18 protein-coding genes are annotated in these 20,131 nt (G+C 70.3%); 5 read left to right on the plus strand and 13 right to left on the minus strand.

Translation table 11 applies throughout. The annotated features are described in order from the left end of the window. The first annotated feature begins 91 nt into the window (after positions 1-91). The 3 genes from purD to SGCZBJ_RS05115 all read left to right on the plus strand — a co-directional run bounded on the left by purD (position 92) and on the right by SGCZBJ_RS05115 (position 4,192). Entirely contained in the window at positions 92-1,375 is a 1,284-nt protein-coding gene (gene purD, locus SGCZBJ_RS05105) for a phosphoribosylamine--glycine ligase (RefSeq protein ID WP_101716945.1), read from the plus strand. Between the two features lie 210 nt (positions 1,376-1,585). Further along, positions 1,586-2,662 carry a phosphotransferase family protein gene (locus tag SGCZBJ_RS05110; protein ID WP_101716946.1) on the plus strand — a complete coding sequence of 359 codons (1,077 nt, stop codon included), beginning with the start codon at positions 1,586-1,588 and terminating at the stop codon, positions 2,660-2,662. Positions 2,663-2,881: 219 nt separating this feature from the next. Further along, positions 2,882-4,192, plus strand: a complete 1,311-nt coding sequence (locus SGCZBJ_RS05115; protein ID WP_101716947.1) for a metal-dependent hydrolase family protein — start codon at positions 2,882-2,884, stop codon at positions 4,190-4,192. 38 nt (positions 4,193-4,230) lie between these two features. Here SGCZBJ_RS05115 and lpxK read toward each other — a convergent pair whose 3' ends face one another. From lpxK to SGCZBJ_RS05140, 5 genes are all read right to left on the minus strand, one after another. Next, positions 4,231-5,235, minus strand: coding sequence for a tetraacyldisaccharide 4'-kinase (gene lpxK, locus SGCZBJ_RS05120; protein ID WP_101716948.1), 1,005 nt, complete (start codon positions 5,233-5,235; stop codon positions 4,231-4,233). After that, entirely contained in the window at positions 5,232-6,506 is a 1,275-nt protein-coding gene (locus SGCZBJ_RS05125; RefSeq protein ID WP_420808150.1) for a 3-deoxy-D-manno-octulosonic acid transferase, read from the minus strand. The genes lpxK and SGCZBJ_RS05125 overlap by 4 nt, the downstream gene beginning before the upstream one ends. A 2-nt stretch (positions 6,507-6,508) precedes the next feature. After that, a complete protein-coding gene (locus SGCZBJ_RS05130) occupies positions 6,509-7,525 on the minus strand; it encodes a cation diffusion facilitator family transporter (protein ID WP_101716950.1) in 1,017 nt (338 codons plus the stop codon). A gap of 191 nt (positions 7,526-7,716) precedes the next feature. Further along, the gene (locus SGCZBJ_RS05135; protein WP_101716951.1) at positions 7,717-8,421 is read right to left on the minus strand and encodes a lysophospholipid acyltransferase family protein; all 705 of its coding nucleotides are present in this window, start codon (positions 8,419-8,421) and stop codon (positions 7,717-7,719) included. Further along, positions 8,418-10,232, minus strand: a complete 1,815-nt coding sequence (locus SGCZBJ_RS05140; protein ID WP_101716952.1) for an ABC transporter ATP-binding protein — start codon at positions 10,230-10,232, stop codon at positions 8,418-8,420. Before SGCZBJ_RS05140 ends, SGCZBJ_RS05135 begins: the two co-directional genes overlap by 4 nt. Before the next feature lie 187 nt (positions 10,233-10,419). Between SGCZBJ_RS05140 and SGCZBJ_RS05145 the strand changes: the two genes are divergently transcribed. Then, positions 10,420-11,085 (plus strand): fused DSP-PTPase phosphatase/NAD kinase-like protein, encoded by a 666-nt coding sequence (locus SGCZBJ_RS05145; RefSeq protein WP_101716953.1) that lies wholly within the window; start codon positions 10,420-10,422, stop codon positions 11,083-11,085. Positions 11,086-11,248: 163 nt separating this feature from the next. On the opposite strand, the gene SGCZBJ_RS05150 is transcribed toward SGCZBJ_RS05145, so the two are convergent. The 5 genes from SGCZBJ_RS05150 to SGCZBJ_RS05170 all read right to left on the minus strand — a co-directional run bounded on the left by SGCZBJ_RS05150 (position 11,249) and on the right by SGCZBJ_RS05170 (position 15,063). After that, complete coding sequence (locus SGCZBJ_RS05150; RefSeq protein WP_101716954.1) at positions 11,249-11,473, minus strand: DUF4170 domain-containing protein; 225 nt, start codon at positions 11,471-11,473, stop codon at positions 11,249-11,251. A 29-nt stretch (positions 11,474-11,502) separates the two neighbouring features. Then, a complete protein-coding gene (locus SGCZBJ_RS05155) occupies positions 11,503-12,282 on the minus strand; it encodes a 3'(2'),5'-bisphosphate nucleotidase CysQ (RefSeq protein WP_101717248.1) in 780 nt (259 codons plus the stop codon). Beyond that, complete coding sequence (locus SGCZBJ_RS05160; RefSeq protein WP_101716955.1) at positions 12,282-13,613, minus strand: TldD/PmbA family protein; 1,332 nt, start codon at positions 13,611-13,613, stop codon at positions 12,282-12,284. The genes SGCZBJ_RS05155 and SGCZBJ_RS05160 overlap by 1 nt, the downstream gene beginning before the upstream one ends. Before the next feature lie 49 nt (positions 13,614-13,662). Further along, positions 13,663-14,064, minus strand: a complete 402-nt coding sequence (locus SGCZBJ_RS05165) for an MAPEG family protein (protein ID WP_101716956.1) — start codon at positions 14,062-14,064, stop codon at positions 13,663-13,665. Positions 14,065-14,346: 282 nt separating this feature from the next. Then, on the minus strand, positions 14,347-15,063 hold the full coding sequence (locus SGCZBJ_RS05170; RefSeq protein WP_101716957.1) for an SDR family oxidoreductase: 717 nt from the start codon (positions 15,061-15,063) through the stop codon (positions 14,347-14,349). Positions 15,064-15,138: 75 nt separating this feature from the next. Here SGCZBJ_RS05170 and SGCZBJ_RS05175 point away from each other — a divergent pair, with 75 nt between their 5' ends. Continuing rightward, complete coding sequence (locus SGCZBJ_RS05175; protein WP_101716958.1) at positions 15,139-16,065, plus strand: LysR family transcriptional regulator; 927 nt, start codon at positions 15,139-15,141, stop codon at positions 16,063-16,065. 176 nt (positions 16,066-16,241) lie between these two features. Here SGCZBJ_RS05175 and SGCZBJ_RS05180 read toward each other — a convergent pair whose 3' ends face one another. Genes SGCZBJ_RS05180 through SGCZBJ_RS05190 form a run of 3 tightly spaced genes read right to left on the minus strand, consistent with a single transcriptional unit; the run spans position 16,242 to position 20,103 of the window. Further along, complete coding sequence (locus SGCZBJ_RS05180; protein WP_101717249.1) at positions 16,242-18,056, minus strand: M14 family metallopeptidase; 1,815 nt, start codon at positions 18,054-18,056, stop codon at positions 16,242-16,244. Between the two features lie 7 nt (positions 18,057-18,063). Then, positions 18,064-18,549, minus strand: a complete 486-nt coding sequence (locus tag SGCZBJ_RS05185) for a hypothetical protein (protein WP_101716959.1) — start codon at positions 18,547-18,549, stop codon at positions 18,064-18,066. Between the two features lie 18 nt (positions 18,550-18,567). Continuing rightward, complete coding sequence (locus tag SGCZBJ_RS05190; protein WP_101716960.1) at positions 18,568-20,103, minus strand: UbiD family decarboxylase; 1,536 nt, start codon at positions 20,101-20,103, stop codon at positions 18,568-18,570. Positions 20,104-20,131: the final 28 nt, after the last annotated feature.

The following is a 20,131-nucleotide window of genomic DNA, read 5'->3' on the forward strand; positions in this document are numbered from 1 at the left end:
AATCGGGCCAAGCGTCGCAGGACGGGGTGATGGACGATCAGACGCAGCCGATGCTTGACCCGCGCCCCGGCCCGCGCGACATCCCCGGCTCATGGAAAAGCTGACCATCCTCCTCGTCGGGTCCGGCGGGCGCGAGCACGCCCTGGCCTGGAAGATCGCGCAATCGCCGCTGTGCGGCCGCCTCGTCGCCGCCCCGGGCAATCCGGGCATCGCGGCCGTCGCCGAGCTGGCGCCGGTCAAGGCGACCGACGCCGACGGCCTGGTGGCCCTGGCCCAGGAGATCGGCGCGGACCTGGTGGTGGTCGGTCCGGAGTCGGCCCTCGAAGCGGGCCTGGCCGACAAGCTCGCCGAAATCGGCATTCCCTGCTTTGGCGGCAGCCAGCGCGCCGCCCAGCTGGAAACCTCCAAGGCCTTCACCAAGGACTTCTGCAAGCGCCACGACCTGCCGACCGCCGCCTACGGCGTGTTCGAGGACGCGGCTTCCGCGAGCGAATTCCTCGACACCCTGGAAGCGCCGTTCGTGATCAAGGCCGATGGCCTGGCCGCCGGCAAGGGCGTGGTCATCGCGCCGGACCGCGCGGCCGCTGACGCCGCCGTGGTCGACATGCTGGGCGGCCGCTTCGGCTCGGCCGGCGCCCGGGTGGTCATCGAGGAGTTCATGCACGGCGAGGAGGCCTCGCTCTTCGCGGTGTGCGATGGCGAGACTGCGATCTTCTTCGGCGCGGCCCAGGACCACAAGCGCGCCTATGACGGCGACGAGGGCCCCAACACCGGCGGCATGGGCACCTATTCGCCGCCGCCCGTGCTGACCGACGCCCTGATCGAGCAGGCCTGGCGCGAGCTGATCGTGCCGACCGTCGAGGGCATGGCCGCCGAGGGCAACCCCTATGTGGGCGTGCTCTATGCCGGCCTGATGCTGACGCCCGCGGGCCCCAAGCTGGTGGAATACAACGCCCGCTTCGGCGATCCGGAATGCCAGGTGCTGATGCTGCGCCTGGAAAGCGACATCGTCCCGACCCTGCTGGCGGCGGCCAAGGGCGAACTGGCGAGCGCCGAGCCGCCCAAGTGGCGCGACGAGGCGGCGATCTGCGTGGTGCTGGCTGCCGAGGGCTATCCCGACGCCCCCAAGTCCGGCGGCCTGATCCAGGGCGCCGAGGCCGACTACGGCCACGAGGCCGAGATCTTCCACGCCGGCACGACCCGCGACGCCGACGGCAAGCTGGTGGCCTCGGGCGGCCGGGTGCTCAACGTCTGCGCCCTGGGCGCGACGCTGCACGAGGCCCGCGACGTGGCCTATGCCGCGCTGGGCACAGTGTCGCTGGAAGGCGGCTTCTACCGCAGCGACATCGGCTGGCGGGCGCTCAGCCAGCACTGAGAACCGATCCCTGGAAGAACCCTTCCCCCTTGATGGGGGAAGGGCAGGGTTGGGGGTGAGCTGCTGAGCTGGCCGCCTGCGCCAGCCGCCGACGCCGTAACCACCCCCATCCCCGACCCTTCCCCCATCAAGGGGGAAGGGGGTTTTGTATTGCGCCCGACGTCGTCGTCTCTAAACTCCCATTCAAACAAACGTTGGGAGTGAAGCGCCGTGGCCGAGCCGTCCGCTCAGGAGCTGAATTCGGGCACCAAGCCGGTCGATCCGCGCCATGCGATCGACGAGGCCGCCCTGGCCGCCTGGCTGGAGGCGAACGTCGAGGGCTATGCCGGCCCGCTGGAGGTGCGCCAGTTCAAGGGCGGGCAGAGCAATCCCACCTATCAGCTGGTGACGCCGGAGCGGCGCTACGTCCTGCGCCGCAAGCCGCCCGGCAAGCTCTTGCCCAGCGCCCACGCCGTCGACCGGGAGTTCAAGGTGATCTCGGGCCTGCACCAGGCCAGGTTCCCGGTCGCCCGGCCCTACGCCCTGTGTATGGACGAGGGGGTCATCGGCACGATCTTCTACGTGATGGACAACGTCGAGGGCCGGATCCTATGGGACGGCACGCTGCCGGACTACCAGCCGGCCGAGCGTCGGGCCATCTACGAGGCCCAGATCGACACCCTGGCGGCCCTGCACACCGTCGACTACGCCGCCGTGGGCCTGGCCGACTACGGCAAGCCGGGCAACTACTTCACGCGCCAGATCGATCGCTGGACCAAGCAGTACCGCGCCAGCGAGACGACCAAGATCGACGAGATGGACCGGCTGATCGACTGGCTGCCGGCCAGCGCGCCGGCCGACGACCAGACCTCGATCGTCCACGGCGACTATCGCCTGGACAACATGATCCTGCATCCCACCGAGCCGCGCGTGATCGCGGTGCTGGACTGGGAGCTGTCGACCCTGGGCAATCCGCTGGCCGACTTCACCTACTTCCTGATGAACTGGGTGATGCCGTCCGACCAGCGCGGGGGCCTGGCCGAGATTTCGGATCTCACCGCCTATGGCGTTCCCACCATCGAGGAGGCCGTGGCCCGCTACTGCGCCGCGACGGGGCGCCAGGGCCTGCCGCAACTGGACTGGTACTTCAGCTACAACCTCTTCCGCCTGGCCGGCATTTGCCAGGGCATCGTCGGCCGCGTGCGCGACGGCACCGCCGCCAGCGCCCACGCCCAGCTGATGGAAGCCCGGGTGCCGGTGCTGGCCAAGGGGGCGTGGATGTTCGCGCAGAAGGCGGGGGCGGCGTAAGGAACCTCCCCCTGTGGGGAAGGCGATCGCGAAGCGATCGGTGGGGGAGATCGGCCGCCTCCGCGGAAGCTGAAAACGGCCCCCCTCCGTCGGCTTTGCCGACACCTCCCCCAGAGGGGGAGGATCTACGAAATATGGCGTGACAGCCTCGGCCTGACCCCGCCATCCTGCCGCAAACGCCCCTGGGGAGGGGCGAGATCGTTCAGAGGGGCTCTCTTCATGCGTATCCGTTTCCTGGCCGCCGCCGCGCTCGGCGTCGCGGCCGCCGCCCTGTCGTTCGCCGCGGCTCAAGCCGCCAATGGGGCTGCGGGCCCGCTGACCTTCGTCCAGGCCGGCAAGCTGCTGGCCGATCCGGCCGCTGGCAAGGTCGAGACCGCCAAGACCGTGGTGCTGCAGGACGGCAAGGTGGTGCGGATCGCCGACGGCTACGTGTCCGAGCCCGGCGGGGTGGTGGTCGACCTGAAGGACCGCTTCGTGCTGCCCGGCTTCATCGACAGCCACGTGCACCTGACCGGCCAGCAGGGCCCGACCTCGCGCCTCGACGAGGTGACGCAGTCGTCGGCCGACCAGGCGATGGTCGGGGCCGGCTACGCCCGCAAGACCCTGATGGCGGGCTTCACCACCGTGGCCGATCTGGGCGCCGAGAACGCCGCCATCTTCGCCCTGCGCGCGGGCATCAAGCGCGGCGACGTCGTGGGCCCGCGGATCATCGCCGCCGGCTCGGCCGTGTCGATCCACGGCGGCCACGGCGACGTCAACGGCTACAGCGAGGAGGTCATGCACGTACTGCGGCCGGAATCGGTTTGCTCGGGCGCCGACGACTGCCGCCGCGCGGTGCGCGAGCAGGTCTGGCGCGGCGCCGACATCATCAAGATCACCGCCACCGGCGGCGTGCTGTCCAACACCGCCGCAGGCCTCTCCCAGCAGTTCAGCGACGGCGAGCTGGCCGCCATCGTCGAGAGCGCCCACCGCATGGGCCGTCGCGTCACCGCCCACGCCCACGGCGTCGACGGCATCAACGCCTTCCTCAAGGCCGGCGGCGACTCCATCGAGCACGGCACCTATCTCGACAACGAGAGCATCGCCCTGTTCAAGAAGAACGGCGCCTATCTGGTGCCGACCCTGATGGCCGGCGACTACGTGGCCCGCATCGCCGCCAGCCCGGGCAACTTCTTCACGCCGGCCCAGACCGCCAAGGCCCTGGAGGCCGGGCCCAAGATGCTGGACATGGCCCGCCGCGCCAACGCCGGCGGCGTCAAGATCGCCTTCGGCACCGACAGCGGCGTCAGCGCCCATGGCGACAACGCCTACGAGTTCGTGCTGCTGAACCGCGCGGGCCTGTCGCCGCTGGACGCCATCCGCGCCGCCACCGTCAACGCCGCCGACCACCTGGGGATCTCGGCCGAGGTCGGCTCGCTGGCTCCGGGCAAGGCGGCCGACCTGGTGGCCGTGTCGGGCGACCCGCTGGCCGATGTGTCCGTGCTCCAGAAGGTGGAGACGGTGATCAAGGGCGGGGTGGTTGTCAAATAAGCCCTTCCCCCATCAAGAGGGAAGGGAGATGCCCAGGATCAGCTCAAACCCGCCAGCACCCGCGCCAGCGCCTCTTCATCCTCGAACCGCGCCCGCACGGGCCAGGCGGCGACGCGTTCGCGCCAGGCCGGGGGCAGGCGGATCCAGTCCTTCTCCGTCGTGATCAGGCTGGCGCCCAGGTCGCGGGCCCGTTCGGCGAGGCCCCGCAGGGTGTCTTCGCTATAGGCGCCGTGGTCGGGGAAGGGGGCGAAGTCGACGAGGTCGCAGCCCGCGGCCTGCAGGGCGCGCTCGACCTTCCACGGCTTGCCGACGCCGGCGAAGCCGACCTGCGGCCCGCCCGGCGGCGGGGCGGCCGGCTCGAGGCGGGCGATCAGCACCGGCTTGGAGGCCAGCAGAGCCAGCAGGGCCGGATCGGCCTGGGGCAGGTCGGCCGGCAGCAGCACGATCACCGCGTCGGCGCGGGCCAGGCCCACGGCCAGCGGCTCGCGCATGGGCCCAGCGGGGAACACCCGGCCGTCGCCGAACGGCCACTCGTCGTCGCGGGTCTCGCCGTCGACCACCACCAGCGACAGGGTCTTGGCCAGGTCCGGGTTCTGGTGGCCGTCGTCCATGACGATGACCTGGGCCCCGGCGGCCGCGGCGGCGGTCGCGCCGGCCACGCGGTCGCGCGACACCCAGATCGGGAAGTCCTGGGCCAGCATCAGCGGCTCGTCGCCGACCTCGCCGGCCTTGTGGCGGGAGGGATCGACGCGCAGCGGCCCCTTCAGCGAGCCGCCATAGCCGCGCGACAGGCCATGGGCCGCCACGCCGCCGTTGTTCAGCACCAGCAGGAGCTCGCGCACGATCGGGGTCTTGCCGACGCCGCCGGCGGTGAGGTTGCCGACGCAGATCACCGGCGCGCCCGGATCGGCCGGAGTCGCCCTTGCGATGCGGCGGGCCGTGGCGCCGGCCCAGATCCACGACAGCGGGGTCAGCAGGGCGCGGGTCAGCGGGGCGGGGCCGCCTTCACGGCGATACCACCAGCGGGGGGTCGAGAGCTTCATGCGGAAACCCCTTGCTCAAGGTTGGGCGGCGTGAGTTCGAGAATGCGCGACAGGCCGACCTGCGCGGCCCCGTCGCGGGCCTCGACGAAGGCCCTGGCGCGGGCGGCCTGCGCCTTCAGCCGCTCGGGCGTTTCCAGCATCGCCGACAGCCGCTGGCCCAGCACCGAGGCGTCGGCATGGGCGCAGCCCTCGACGGCGGCCAGGTCGGCATAGGCGGTCAGCCAGTTCTCGACATGGGGGCCCGAGACGATCGGGCAGTCCAGCCGCGCCGGCTCCAGCGGATTATGGCCGCCGATGCCGGGCACAAGGCTGCCGCAGACCAGGGCCAGGTCGGCCAGGCGGCACCACAGGCCCATCTCGCCCAGGGTGTCGGCGACGATCACCTCGGCCACGGCGCCAGGCGCCTGGCTGCGGCGCACGGCCTCGAGGCCGCGGGCCCTGGCCATCTCTAGGATCGCCTCGCCGCGCGCCGGGTGGCGCGGCACGATCACCAGCCGAGGGGCCAGATGGAAGCCGGCGACGGCGTCGAGCACGATCTCGTCCTCGCCGGGATGGGTGCTGGCGGCCAGCAGCAGCGGCCGGTCGGTGAGCTGGAAGCGCAGGCGGGCATATTCGGCCTCGTCCACCGGCAGGGGCGGCGAGCCGAACTTCAGGTCGGCCTCGCCCGCCACGGTCCCGCCCAGGCTGGCGAAGCGATCGGCGGCGCGGCCGTCCTGGGCCAGGATCAAGTCGAAGCTGGCGAACAGCCAGGCCGCCGCCAGGGGGCGCGTCTGCCAGCTGCGATAGCTCTTGTCCGACAGCTTGGCCGAGACCAGGGCCAGCTTGGCGCCGCGTTGCTTGGCCCCCAGCAGCAGGTTGGGCCACAGCTCGCTCTCGACGAAGACGGCCAGGTCCGGCCGCCAGTGGTCGAGGAAGCGGGCCGCGCCGCTGGGCGTGTCGACCGGCAGGTACTGATGGATGGCGCCCGGCGGCAGGCGCTTGGCCAGGAGTTCTGCGGAGGTGACGGTGCCCGAGGTGACCAGCACGCTCGCGTCGGGGCGCTCGGCGCGCAGGCGCTCGACCAGCGGCAGGATCGACAGGCTCTCGCCGACGCTGGCGCCGTGCAGCCAGACCAGCGCGCCGGGCGGGCGCGGGATCGCGGGGCGGCCCAGGCGCTCGTTCAGGCGGGTGGGGTCTTCCTTGCCCTTTCGGGCGCGGCCGCGCAGCAGGGCGGGCGCGATCGGCGTCAGGGCGGTGGTCGCGGCCCGATAGAGCGCCAGGGAGAAGGGCAGGCTCACACGCTGCCTTCGGCGGCCAGGGCGCAAGGGTGGGCGTGTCCGCCGCGCTCGATCTGGATGGTCGAGTGGCCGATGTTGAAGCGCTTGGAAAGCTGCCCGCAGACATCGTGCAGGAACTGGTCGTGGTCGCTCTCGTCGGGGCGCACCAGGTGGGCGGTCATCGCCGTCTCGGTGGTGCTCATGGCCCAGATGTGCAGGTCGTGCACCTCGGCCACGCCCGGCTGGGCGGCCAGCCAGTCGGCCACGGCCCTGGGGTCGATGCCGCGCGGGGCGGCGTCCAGAGCCAGGTCCAGGGAGTCGCGCAGCAGGCCCCAGGTGCCCAGCACGATGACGACGACGATGGCCAGGCTGACCACCGGATCCAGCCACAGCCAGCCGGTGGCCCACATGGCGAGGGCCGCGACCACCACGCCGGCCGAGACGGCGGCGTCGGCGGCCATGTGCAGGAAGGCGCCCCGGACGTTGAGGTCGTCCTTGCTGCCCTTCATGAACATCAGGGCCGTGGCGGTGTTGATGGCGATGCCGATGGCCGCGACGATCATCACCGGGCCGGTCTGCACAGGCTGCGGATCGGCGAAGCGGCGCACGGCCTCCCAGGCGATGGCGCCGACGGCCACCAGCAGCAAGGCCGCGTTGGTCAGCGAGGCCAGGATGGTGCCTTTGCGCAGGCCGTAGGTGCGTCGGCCCGTGGGCGCGCGCTTGGCCAGCACCGCAGCCCCCCAGGCCAGCAGCAGGCCCAGCACGTCGGACAGATTGTGGCCGGCGTCGGCCAGCAGGGCCAGCGAGCCGGTGAAGAAGCCGGCGGCGGCCTCGGCCGCCACGAAGGCCAGGTTCAGCGCCGTGCCGATGGCGAAGGCCCGCCCGAAGTCGGCGGGGGCGTGGCTGTGGCCGTGATGTCCGTGCCCGTGGCCGTGATGATGGTGACCGTGACCATGCGAATGACCGTGGGCGTGCCCATCGGCGTGATCGTGGTGATCGTGGTCGTGATCGTGGCCCGGATGGTCGTGCGGCATGGGGTCTACATCCCACCAAGGCGGGCGGGGATCAACATTCCAAGTCCCTCTCCCCCTTGTGGGAGAGGGTGGCCTCCCGGAGGGAGGTCGGGTGAGGGGTCTCTCAGAAGTCGGCGGAGAGGTCGTTGACCCCTCATCCGACGGCCTTCGGCCGCCACCTTCTCCCGCAAGGGGAGAAGGGGTCTCGATACTCAGTCCTCGATCCCCACGATCTCTTCCGCCCGCCGGGTCACGGCCGAGAGGCGGTCGGCCCAGTCCTCGGCCAGGGTGTCGGGGTCGTCGCCGCGGCCGGCGCCCGTGGGGCCGTCCCAGACCATGGCGGCCTTGGCGAAGGGCAGGGGGATCAGCGTGCGGTCCCAAGAGCCCAGGCGGATGCAGGGTTTGGCGGCCAGGCCGACGAAGATCACCGGCGCGCCGGTGACGCGGGCCAGGGACGGGGTGCCCTTCTCCATGTGCTCGGCCGGGCCGCGCGGGCCGTCGGGGGTGATGGCGATGCCGCCGCCGTCCTTCACCCACTTGACCATGTCGCGGAAGGCCTGCTCGCCGTGCTTGTTCTTGGCCAGGTCCGTCTTCTTGGCCGACGAGCCGCGGATCGACGGGAAGCCGAGCTTTTCCACCGTGCGGGCGATGAACTCGCCGTCGTTGGACAGCGAGATCAGGGCGCGCATGTCCTGGCGGGCCGGGCTCTGCGGCCAGGACAGCGGCGACATCGGGATGCGCGAGTGCCAGAAGCACAGGATCGCGCCCGCGCCCTTGGTGCGCCCCTGCGCCCAGACGGCCTCGGCCTGGTCCTGGCCCTCGACGGTCATGCGCAGCGTCATGAAGACCAGCTTGGAATAGCCGGCGAAGATCGAGGACAGGATCTTGATGACCAGGGGGGAACGCAGAGGCCTCAAGAGGCGGTCTCCTCAGAGCCGGGAATGGAGGGGCCGGGAATGGGATCGGGAGCGTGGTCGAGGTCCTGGGCCCTGGCCAGGCGCGAGTACAGGCCCTTGGCGCGCACCAGGCCCGCGTGGGTTCCGGTCTCGACGACGCGGCCCTTGTCGATGACGTAGATGCGGTCGGCGTGCTTCACGGTCGACAGCCGGTGGGCGATCAGGATGGTGGCGCGGCCGGCCATCAGCCGCTCCAGCGCCGCCTGCACCAGGGCCTCGCTCTCGGTGTCGAGCGCGCTGGTGGCCTCGTCGAGCAGCAGGATCGGGGCGTTCTTGAGGAAGGCCCGGGCGATGGCGATGCGCTGGCGCTGGCCGCCCGACAGCCGCGTCCCGGCCTCGCCGACGCGGCTGTCATAGCCCTCGGGCAGGGCGCTGACGAAGTCGTGGGCGGCGGCCTGGCGGGCGGCGGCCTCGATCTCTTCATCGCTGGCGTCCGGCTTGGCGTAGGCGATGTTGGCGCGGATGGTGTCGTCGAACAGGAACGGCTCCTGCGTCACCAGGGCGATGCGGTCGCGCAAGCTGGCCAGGGTCACCGAGCGCACGTCATGGCCGTCGACGCTGACCGTGCCGCCGGTGACGTCGTAGAAGCGCGGGATCAGGTTGAGGATCGAGCTCTTGCCGCCGCCGGACGGGCCGACCAGGGCGACGGTCTCGCCCTTGCACACCCGCAGCGACACGTCCGACAGGGCCGGCGCGCCTTCCCCGTAGGCGAAGTCCACATGCTCGAGGCTCACCGAGCCGTCGCCCGGCGGCAGCGGCGCGGCGCCGACCGGCTCGACGATGGCCGGCGCGACGTCGAGGGCGGCGAACAGGCGGCGGGCGGCGGTGAAGCCCTCGGCCATCACCGTCTGCAGGTTGGTCACTTGGCGCAGCGACTGGCCCGCGGCCATCAGCGCGGCCAGGAAGGCGGTGAAGTCGCCGGCGGTGATGCCGCCGGTCATGGCGCGCCAGCCGGTGTAGAGCAGCACCAGGGCGACGATGATCGTCGTGAAGGCCTCGGTGGCGGGGGCGGCCATCGACTTGGCGTTGCTGCCCTTGACCAGGTGCTTCTGGCGGCGGGCGATGACCTCGCCGACCCTCGCTTCCTCGTCGGCCTCGCGGTTCTCGATCTTGACGATCTTGATGCCGTCCAGGCTTTCCATGATCGCCGTCGACAGGTTCGAGGTCTCGCCCATCGCGCCCTTGGCGGCCTTGGTGGTCTTCCTGGAGAAGCGGCGGGTGATCATGCTGACCACGGGCGCGATCAGCAGCACCGCGCCGGTCAGGATCGGGTCGTACCAGAACATCGTGCCGATGGCGCCGATGACCACCAGGCTCTCGCGCACGTAGTTGACCACGCCGGTGGTCGAGGCCTCGCGGATCAGGCCGGCGTCATAGAGCACCGAGGCGACGTAGGAGCCCGAGTGGGCGCCGCGCAGCCGCGCCAGGTCGGCGCGGACCAGACGGCTGAACAGCCCGACCTGGACGTCGCCGACGATGCCGTTGCCGATGCCGTTGATGATCCGGGCCTGCAGCACCTGGAAGACGGCGCGGACCACGGCGATGCAGGCGATCGCCAGCGGGATGGACCAGATCGCCTCGCGCGTCGGATGGGTGATCAGCTTGTCCACCGCCGGGCCGACCAGCCACAGCAGCAGCGCGGTCAGGCCGGCGACGATGGCGGCGCAGCCCACCGACACCGCAAACCCCTTCCAGCGCGGCCGCAGGTAGTCGCGCCAGACCCGCGCGGCCAGGGCGCGGTTGGAAAGCTCGGTCGCGGGGGTTTCGGTCATGGGCGAGGGGTCGGATTTCGAGGGAGGGCTGTCAAGGACGCCGGCGCCGCACTTTTGGAATTAAAGCGTGCGGACGCCGAAACCGCTGACACTTTCGGCCGCCACGCTTTGCGACGCCAAACGACGCGGGGGTTTTGCAATAATCCCCGGTGGGCCCTATCTAGGCGCGTTTTCAGAGGATCGCCACTTGGCCGGTTTCGACCTTTCCACGCGCTGGGGGCGCTTCAAGACTTATCTCCACTTCCTGTGGAACGACCACGCCTATCTGCGCGTGGGCTTCACCAACGCCCACTGGATCAGCCCGGAACTGGTGCGCACCAACCAGCCCTGGCCGTTCCAGCTGGCCTGGTGGAAGAAGCAGGGGATCAAGACGGTGGTGAACCTGCGCGGCGGCTTCGACGGCAGTTTCTACGCGCTGGAGAAGGACGCCTGCGAGCGCCTGGGCATCAAGATGGTCGATTTCGTCATCACCTCGCGCGAGGTGCCGATCCGCCAGCGGGTGCACGGCGCCAGGGAACTGTTCGAGACGATCGAATATCCGGCCCTGATCCACTGCAAGTCGGGAGCCGACCGCGCGGGCATCATGAGCGTGCTCTACGCCCACTATCGCCTGGGCCTGCCGATCGAGGAGGCCAAGAAGCAGCTGTCGGGCCGCTACCTCCACATCAAGGAGGGCAACACCGGGGTGCTCGACTACACCTTCGACCAGTACCTGGAGAAGGGCGCGCCCAAGGGTCTGACCTTCACCCAGTGGGTCGACAGCGACGACTACGATCCGGTGGAAATGAAGAAGACCTTCCGCGCCGGCATGCTGGGCAAGGTGCTGACCGACAAGCTGCTGCGGCGGGAGTGATATCGTCCCTCTCCCCTTGCGGGAGAGGGTGGCCTCCCGGAGGGAGGTCGGGTGAGGGGTCTCTCAGAACTCCGGGAGAAGAGCTCTGCGGACAGACCTTTCGACCCCTCATCCGTCATCCTGCGGATGACACCTTCTCCCGCAAGGGGAGAAGGATCCGCTCTTAAGCCGCGCTCGGGTCCAGCAGCTTGTGGGCGTGGATGATGAAGTAGCGGGCGTGGGCGTTGTCGACGGTGGCCTGGGCCTTGGCCTTCCAGGCGGCGTGGGCGTCGTTGTAGGTCGGATAGGCGCCGACGAATTCGACCTTCGAGAGGTCACGGAATTCGGTGCCGGCGACATCCTTCAGTTCGCCGCCGATCACGATATGAAGAAGCTGCTTGTCGGACATGGGGGAGCAAGATCCTGCGGAGTTTTTGATTATGGCAGGTCGATATGCCCGACGCGTGACAGGATCAACGGGTGAAGCGCCCTATTCGCGCAAACCAGGCTCGGAACCGTCGGATTCGGCCGATTATAGGCGAATTTTCGGCCGAGGTGATCGGTAAGCAACGCTCCGGCCTCGCCGCAGATCAGGTCGGCGGCGGCCAGGTCCCACTCGCTCTTGGGGGTCAGGGCGATGGCCGCGTCGAAGGCGCCGGCCGCCACCAGGCAGATGCGATAGGCGATCGAGTTGCGGGCCTCGACCCGCATGGCCGGCCAGGGCGTCGGCCAGGCCGGGTGGGCGAACATCTTGGCGTCGCCCAGCATGGCCGCGCCGTCCAGCGTGGTCGAAAGGCTGGGGGCCAGGGCCGCGCCGTTCAGGGTCGCGCCGCCGCCAAGGGTTGCCGCATAGGTCTCGTCAAGGGCCGGGGCATGGACGACGCCGGCGATCGGCCGGCCGTTCTCGACCACCGCCACCGAGACGGCGAACCAGGGCTTGTCCTTCATGAAGGCGACGGTGCCGTCGATCGGGTCGACCACGAACTGACGGTCGGTGGCCAGGCGGGCCGGGTCGTCGACCGTCTCTTCCGACAGCCAGCCGTAATCGGGCCGGGCCGCGCCCAGGCGTTCCTTCAGCAGGGCGTCGACCGCCAGGTCGGCGTCGGTGACCGGCGAGCCGCCCTCCTTCGACCAGATCTTCACGCCCTTGGCCCGGGCCGCCAGGGCCAGGGCCCCGGCCTCGCGAGCCGCGTCGAGGATCAGGTCGAGGTCGCTCATCATTTGCCTGCGATCGCCAGGGCGTCGACCAGCAGCGACGGGCTGTTGCTGGCGCCGCGCAGCTCCAGGTCCGACCCCACGACCAGCCGGCCGTAGATGTCGATCAGGTTGCCGGCCACGGTGATCTCGGTGACCGGATAGGCGATCTGGCCGTTCTCGAACCAGAAGCCCGAGCAGCCTACCGACCAGTCGCCGGTGTTGCCGTTCAGCGAGGGGCCGAACATCGAGGTGATGAAGAGGCCGTCCTTGGCCTGGCCCATCAGGCCGGCGAGATCCAGCTCGCCCGGCTCCAGGGTCAGGTTGTGGGTCGACACCCCCGGCGCCCCGGCCGAGCCGCGCGAGGCGTGGCCGGTGGTCTCCAGGTTAAGCTGGCGGGCGCTGGCGCTGTTGAGCAGCCAGGTGGTCAGCACGCCGTCGTCGATCAGGGCGCGGCGCACGGTGGTCACGCCCTCGTCGTCGAACGGGGCCGAGCCCAGGCCGCGCACCCGGTGCGGGTCGTCGGTCAGCTGCACGCCGGCGGCGAAGATCCGCTGGTTCAGCTTGTCCTTCAGGAACGAGGTGCCGCGGGCGATGGCCGGGCCGGAGATCGCGCCGATCAGCGGGCTGATCAGCGACATGGCCAGCCGGTTTTCGAAGATCACCGGGGCGGTGGTCGAGCCGATCTTGCGCGCGCCCAGGCGCGAGACGGCCTGCTGGCCGGCCTTGGCGCCGATGGCCTCGGGCGAGGGCAGGTCCTCTGCATGCCGCACCGAACGGCCCTCGCCGCCGCGCTCCATGCCCGCGCCCTCGCCGGCGATGGCCGAGGCCGAGATGCCGAAACCCGTGGCCGCGTGCTGGCCCGAGAAGCCGTCGCTGGTCACCAGGCGCCAGACGGTCGAGCTCCAGCTGGACGAGCCGCCGTCGGAATTGGTCACGCCCTCGACGCCGCGGGCGCCGGCCTCGGCGGCGCGGGCCTGGTCTTCCAGGGTCTCGGCCGTGGGTTCGTAGGTGTCGATCAGGTCGAGATCGGGGAACGGACCCTTGGCCAGGCGGTCCTTCGGCGCGAAGCCGGCATAGGGATCCTCGGGGGCCAGGCGGGCCATGGCGACGGCGCGCTCGACCAGCTTGGCGCGGGCCTCGGGGCTGACGTCCGAGCCGGAGACGGTGGCGCTGCGCCGGCCGACGAAGACGCGCAGGCCAAGGTCCTTGGCCTCCTCGCGCTCGACTTCCTCCAGTTCGCCCAGGCGCACGCCCACCGAAAGGGACTGGCGCTCGGCGAACACGGCCTCGGCGGCGTCGGCCCCGGCCTTGCGCGCGGCGGCGACGACGTCATGCAACAGGTTTTCGTCCATGGCGTCTTATGGCGAGGCGGGAGGGGCGGGGCAAGCACCGCCTCCGGTTTTAGGGAATGGCGTAGAACAGCAGGATCACGCCGCCGAAGACGTAGGCCAGCCAGGTGCAGATCATGCCGATGGCGCGCGGCACCGAGGCGCCGCCGCTACGCGACAGGCCCACGGCGTGGATCAGGCGGCCGGCGAACAGGACCAGGCCCACCCCGTGGATGGCGATGGATGGCGCGCCGACCACGGCCAGCACCGCCAGGACGCCCAGGCCCGTGGGGACATATTCGCTGGCGTTGCCGAAAGCCCGCACGGCCTGGGCCAGCTCGGGCACGCCGCCGTCGCCCAGGGCCACCTTGTGCTTCTGGCGGCCGCGCACGACCAGCAGCGACAGCACCAGCAGCAGGAAGACATGCAGGCCGGCCCACAGGGCGGCGGCATGACCGGAAGCGGAAACGTCCATCGACGGACCCTTCGTACAGAAAGCGGGGCCGCATAAGGCCCTGGCTTCCGCGCTCATGGCAACTGGTGACGTGACGGAAGCTTGGCTTTGAATGGGCGTCTGCCTACGACCTTGCCCCATACTCCCGTCATTCCCGCCCTTGTGGCGGGAACCCCTCTCTCAGCCGCGAGGGCAGATGGGGCGGATCGCCAGCGATCCGCTGGCGTTTTACGCACGGGCGGAACCAGAGGTTCCCGCCACAAGGGCGGGAATGACGGATGTTGAGGGGCGTGGCCCAAATCCTCAGCGCAGGCTGTAGCCGCCGTCCGTGAACAGCGTCGTCCCCGTGGTGAAGCCGTTGGTCAGGAGGAACAGCACCGCCTGGGCGATCTCGGCCTCGGTTCCGGGGCGGCCGGCCAGCGAGCCGGCGGCCTGGCCGGCGAAGGCGGCGTCGCGAACCTCGGCGGGGCGCCGGGCCCAGAAGTCGCCGTCGATCGTGCCCGGCGCGATCACGTTGACTCGGATGGGCGCCAGGTCGACCGCCAGACCGCGCCCGAACGCCTCAATCGCGCCGTTGGCGGCCGCGTAGAGGGCCGCGCCCTTGGGCGGCCGGGCGCTGGCGGCGCCAGACATCAGCACCACCGAGCCGTCGGGCGAAAGCTTCGGCGCGGCGGCGCGCACGCAGCGGACCTGGCCCCAGAACTTGCCGTCGAAAGGCGAGGCCAGGGCCGCCTCGTCGGGATGATCGAAGGGCGCGATGGTGTAGGTGGCGGCCGGGGTGAACAGGTGGTCGATGCGGTCGACCAGCGCGAAGAAGCGGGCCACCGAGGCGGGGTCGAACAGGTCGACCGCCGCCGCCCGGGCGTTGGGACCCAGGCGTTCGCGCGCGGTCTCGAGCCGATCGAGCGACCGCCCGCCGATCACCACCTGTCCGCCGCCCTCGACGAAGGCCTTCGCCGTGGCCAGCCCGATCCCCGAGCCGCCGCCGATCACCACCAGGGTCTTGTCATCATATCGCATGGCCCAAGGCTTAGGCGGCGGCGCGCGGCGACGGAAACGACTTGAATTCCGATCATTCCGGACATCAGTTCGGGAATGGCCTCGATCCCCTCCCTCGACGGATACAGCGGCGTGCGGGCCTTCGTGGCCGTGGCCGAGCATGGCGGCTTCGCGGCCGCAGCGCCGGTGCTGGGGCTTTCACCGTCGGCGGTGGGCAAGGCGGTGGCGCGGCTGGAGGCCAGGCTGGGCGTGCGCCTGTTGGCCCGCACCACCCGCAGCGTGGCCCTGACGCAGGACGGCCGCCTCTATCACGCCCGCTGCGTCGCCGCTCTGGCGGGCCTCGCCCAGGCCGAGGCCGAGCTGAGACAGGGCCGGGGCGAGCCGTCGGGCCTGCTGCGCGTGGCCCTGCCGCCGCTGCTGGGCCGGGCCTTCGTCATGCCTGTGCTGCTGGACCTGCTGGCCCGCTGGCCGGCCTTGCGGCTGGAGGCGAGCTTCGACGCCCGCCCGGTCGACCTGACCGGCGAGGGCGTCGACCTGGCGGTGCGCATCGGCGCTCTGGACGATCGCGCCGGTCTCGTGGCCCGGTCGCTGGGCGCGCAGCGGCGGGTGCTCTGCGCCACCCCGGCCTATCTCGACGCGCGCGGACGCCCCGACATCGTCGAGGGCCTCGCCGCCCACGCCTGCCTGGTCGAGGCCCGCGACGGCCGTCCCACGCCCTGGCCCTATGTCGACGCGGACGGCGCGGCGCGCAGCCTGGCGGTCGACGGCCGGGTGCGGCTGGGCGATGCGCAGATGCTGGCGCAGGCCACGCTGGCTGGCGCGGGGATCGCCATGGTCCCCCGCTGGCTGGTCGCCGCAGACCTTGCGGCCGGACGGCTGGAGACGGTGCTGGACGGCGTGTTCGACAGCCCCCTGCCGGTCAACCTCGTCTGGCCCCGCACGCCGTATCTGAGCGCCAAGCTGCGGGTGGCCGTGGACGTGTTGTTGGAGCGGTATGGGACGGAGCGGCCTTGGGAGGGGTGAGAGGTAACAAACTCGCGGAATGAAGCGCGGCGTTCGTGCAGCGGCGCGTCGCGGTTGGCCGCCTTCTCGGATTCGCCTGCTGGCGGTGAAAACCCTCACCCTCCCACCGCTTCGCGGCGGGCCCCTCCCTCTCCCTATGGAAGAGGGGGCGAAAAGAGGGCCTCGACCTTTGCCGCCTACTTCTCCCGGGCGATCGGGTAGAGCAGGTGGCGCTGGTCGTAGAAGGGCGTGCGCTTGTAGAACCAGGCCAGGCGGGCGTCGGGATCGGCGGCGAACTTGGGCTCGGCGGCCAGCTTGGCCTCGAACTCGGCCTTCAGCGCCGGATCGGCGGCCATCATCTTCTCGGCCAGGGGCGCGATGGCGTAGGGCTCGATATATTCGACGCGGCTCAGCACCTCGGGGACCATGCCCCAGGCGAAGACGCTTTCGCTCGATTGCGGCTCCAGCAGCAGCACCACGAGGTCGCCCAGCGGCTGGTCGGTCGACACCCGCACCGAGCCCTTGGGGAAGGTCCAGTCGCGGGCTTCCGTCGTCACCTGCTCCACGCTCATCTGGACGTGGCCCTCGTTGGCGCGCGGGGCGAGCTTGGGGTCCACGAGGCGCAGCATCTCGACCGGTACGGTTTGGGGCGCATCCAGCGTTTCGACCTTCACGCCATGCAGCTTCAGCCGCTCGATGATGTCGGCGCGGTAGCTGGGCACCCAATAGGCCTTGGGGCGCGCCAGTTGCAGGGTGGGGTGGGAGCTGTAGAACGGCAGCTGCCACAGCTCCGGGTCGGCCTCGCCCAGCCAGCGGATCTCGGTCGCGCCCGAGGCGGCGCTCTCGTAGGTCTCGTAGCGGATTCCCTTGAAGAGGCGGGCCACGCTCGGCTTGTCGTCGGCGACGAAGTTGGCCGGGATGGTCGCCGGGCGCAGGGCGCTGTCGGCGGCGATCGCGGCGCGCAGGGTGTCGCCCTTCTGCGCCAGCAGCTCCAGCGCCGTCTCGATGAAGACGTAGGTCCCGAGCACGCGCTGGGCGTGGGGCTTGAGGCTATGGTTCTCGATCAGGATGGTCGGCACGTGGGCGGCCGAGCCCCAGCCGTTGGAGAACCGCTCGCCAAGACCGCCGTCCGACAGGCCGGCCTTGGGGTTGCGCTCGTCGATGCCGAAGACGAGCTCGCCCGGGATGTGGCCCTCGGCCTCAAGGCTCTGGTTCATCGCCGGCTTGAAGGCGTCGTCCAGCCACTTGGCGGTGGCCGGCGAGCGCGACCAGACACCGTCCTCGCCGTTGTAGCCGTAGGTGACGTCGTACTGGTAATCCATGCCGTCGGTGACGTGGACGTCGACGTAAAGGTCGGCCCGGTACTTGGCCTGAAGCCGCTTCAGCGCCTGCATCTCGGGCTGGTCGAGCTTCATGAAGTCGCGATTGAGGTTCTGGTTGGTGGCGGTGTTGCGCCAGCCCTGGATGCGCGGTCCGCGCTGGTTGGGGCGCGAATAGGGGCCCGAGCGCTCGTGGCCGTCGACCGACAGGATCGGGATCAGCACCAGGTTGACCTTGTCGAGCAAGGCGTCCTTGCCGTGAAAGGCCATGTCGCGCAGCAGCATCATGCCCGCGTCCTTGCCGTCGATCTCGCCGGGGTGGATGCCGCACTGAACCAGCAGCAGCGGCTTCTTCGGGTCCAGCTTGTCGCCGTCCTTGCTGGCGATCACCGCGAAGATCGGACGACCCTCGGGCGAGACGCCGAAGTCCTCGACGCGCACCAGCTTGCTCGCCTTGTCCAGCCTGTCGAACCAGGCGCGGGTGTCGGCGTAGGTCGGCGAGAAGTCGTGGCCCGGATCGGCCTCGAACGGCGTCACCCAGGGATCGGCCTTGTCGCGGATCAGGGCTTGGCTGGCGCCTTGCCACTGCGGGGCCGGCGGCAGGAAGGCTTCGTCCCAGGGCTTCTTGGTTGGGGTTTGGGCCATGCTCGCACTCGCCATCAGGGCCGCGGCCAGCGCCGCGAAGGTCAGGATACGCATATCAGCCCGCTGTGATTCCATTGTCATCCCGGGGGCAGGGAAATGGAGAGCCGGGATCGCCGCAAGCGCCCGCCGAGGCGATGAAGGCGTCCAGCGCTTGCGAGATATCCGCGTGAAAACGCGGGTAGTCGAAAGCCTTCGGCAGGCGCGCGGGTCGGTCGGCGAGGCGCTCCTTCAGACGTATCGCAAAGACGCGCGCTACCTCGGTGCCCGTCATCTTGACGATTTCCTCCGAGGAGAACCCGACCGACACGCTGAGGAAGCGAAGGTCCGTACCAGGAAATCGGCCGACCTTTTCGAAGGTCTTCCGATGGGGAGCATTTCCGGCTTCGTCGGGCTCCATTGCCACCAACACCGCATGGAAGGCGGCGAGCCCGCCATAGTCGGCGCCGAGCGCGGGTTGCAGCGCGTCTTCAAGCATGGGGAGCGCGAAGAGCGTTTGATCCTTGGCGTCGTACCAGGCCTTCGATGTCAGGGTGATGATCAAGACGGGCCTTCCTTCGGACTACTTGCCCTTCCAGATCGGCTTGCCCTCGCCCGGCAGGCCCAGGCGCGACCACTTTTCGCTGACCGCGTCGATCACCGACTGGTCCATGCGGATCTCCTCGCCCCACTCGCGATTGGTCTCGGGCTCCCACTTGTCTGTGGCGTCGAGGCCGATCTTGCTGCCCAGGCCGCTCACCGGACTGGCGAAGTCGAGATAGTCGATCGGGGTGTGCTCGATCACCGTGATGTCCCGGGCGGGATCCATCTTGGTGCTGATCGCCCACATCACGTCCTTCCAGTCGCGGGCGTTGATGTCGTGGTCCACGACGATCACCCACTTGGTGTACATGAACTGGCGCAGGTAGCTCCACACGCCCAGCATCACCCGCTTGGCGTGGCCCGGATAGGCCTTCTTCATCGACACCACGGCGATGCGGTAGGAGCAGCCCTCGGGCGGCAGCCAGAAGTCGACGATCTCGGGGAACTGCTGGCGGATCAGCGGGATGAACACCTCGTTCAGCGCCTCGCCCAGCACCGAGGGCTCGTCCGGCGGCCGGCCAGTGAAGGTGGTGAGATAGATCGGGTCCTTGCGCATGGTGATCGCCGTCACCTGGAAGACCGGGAATTTCTCGACGCTGTTGTAGTAGCCGGTGTGGTCGCCGTAGGGGCCCTCGTCCTCGTACTCGTCGAGCAGGACGTGGCCCTCCAGCACGATCTCGGCCTGGGCCGGGACCATCAGCGGCACGGTCTTGCAGGGCACGAGGTCGAGCTTGGCGCCGCGCATCAGACCGGCGAACTGGTACTCGGAAAGGGTGTCGGGCACCGGCGTCACGGCGGCCAGGATGGTGCCTGGGTCCGCGCCCAGCACGACGGCGCAGGGCAGGGGCTCCTTCTTGCCGGCCTTCTTGTGGCGGGCGTAGTGCTGGGCGCCGCCGCGGTGGGCCAGCCAGCGCATGATCGCCTTGTCCTTGCCCAGCACCTGCATGCGGTAGATGCCGAGGTTGAAGTCGTCCTCGCGGTCGTCGCTGGGGCCCTTGGTGACCACCAGGCCCCAGGTGATCAGCGGCGCCGGCTCGCCCGGCCAGCAGGTCTGCACCGGCAGCTTGGCCAGATCGATCTGGTCGCCGGTCAGCACGACCTCCTGCACGGGGGCCTTCTTGACCGTGCCGGGGCGCATCGACAGCACCGTCTTGGCCAGCGGCAGCATGTCGATGGCGTCCTTCAGGCCCTTGGGCGGCTGGGGCTGGCGGAGGAAGGCCAGGAGCTCGCCCACCTCGCGCAGTTCGCCGGCGGTGGTGCGCGGCTCGCCGCCCAGCGTCACGCCCATGGCCACGCGCTTGACCGTGCCGAACAGGTTGGCCAGGGCCGGCATCGGCGAGCGCGACCCGTCGGGCAGCAGCACGTGCTCGAACAGCACCGCCGGGCCGCCGGTGGCCAGCAGCCGGGTCTGGATCTCGGTCATCTCAAGGACGGACGACACCGGCTCCTTGACCCGCACCAGCTCGCCCTGGGCCTCCAGCACGTCGATGAATTCGCGAAGCGAGCGGTAGGCCATGGGCGGGAAACTCCTGGAACGCGGCGGA

The organism is Caulobacter zeae, assembly GCF_002858925.1.
Lineage (GTDB): Bacteria > Pseudomonadota > Alphaproteobacteria > Caulobacterales > Caulobacteraceae > Caulobacter > Caulobacter zeae.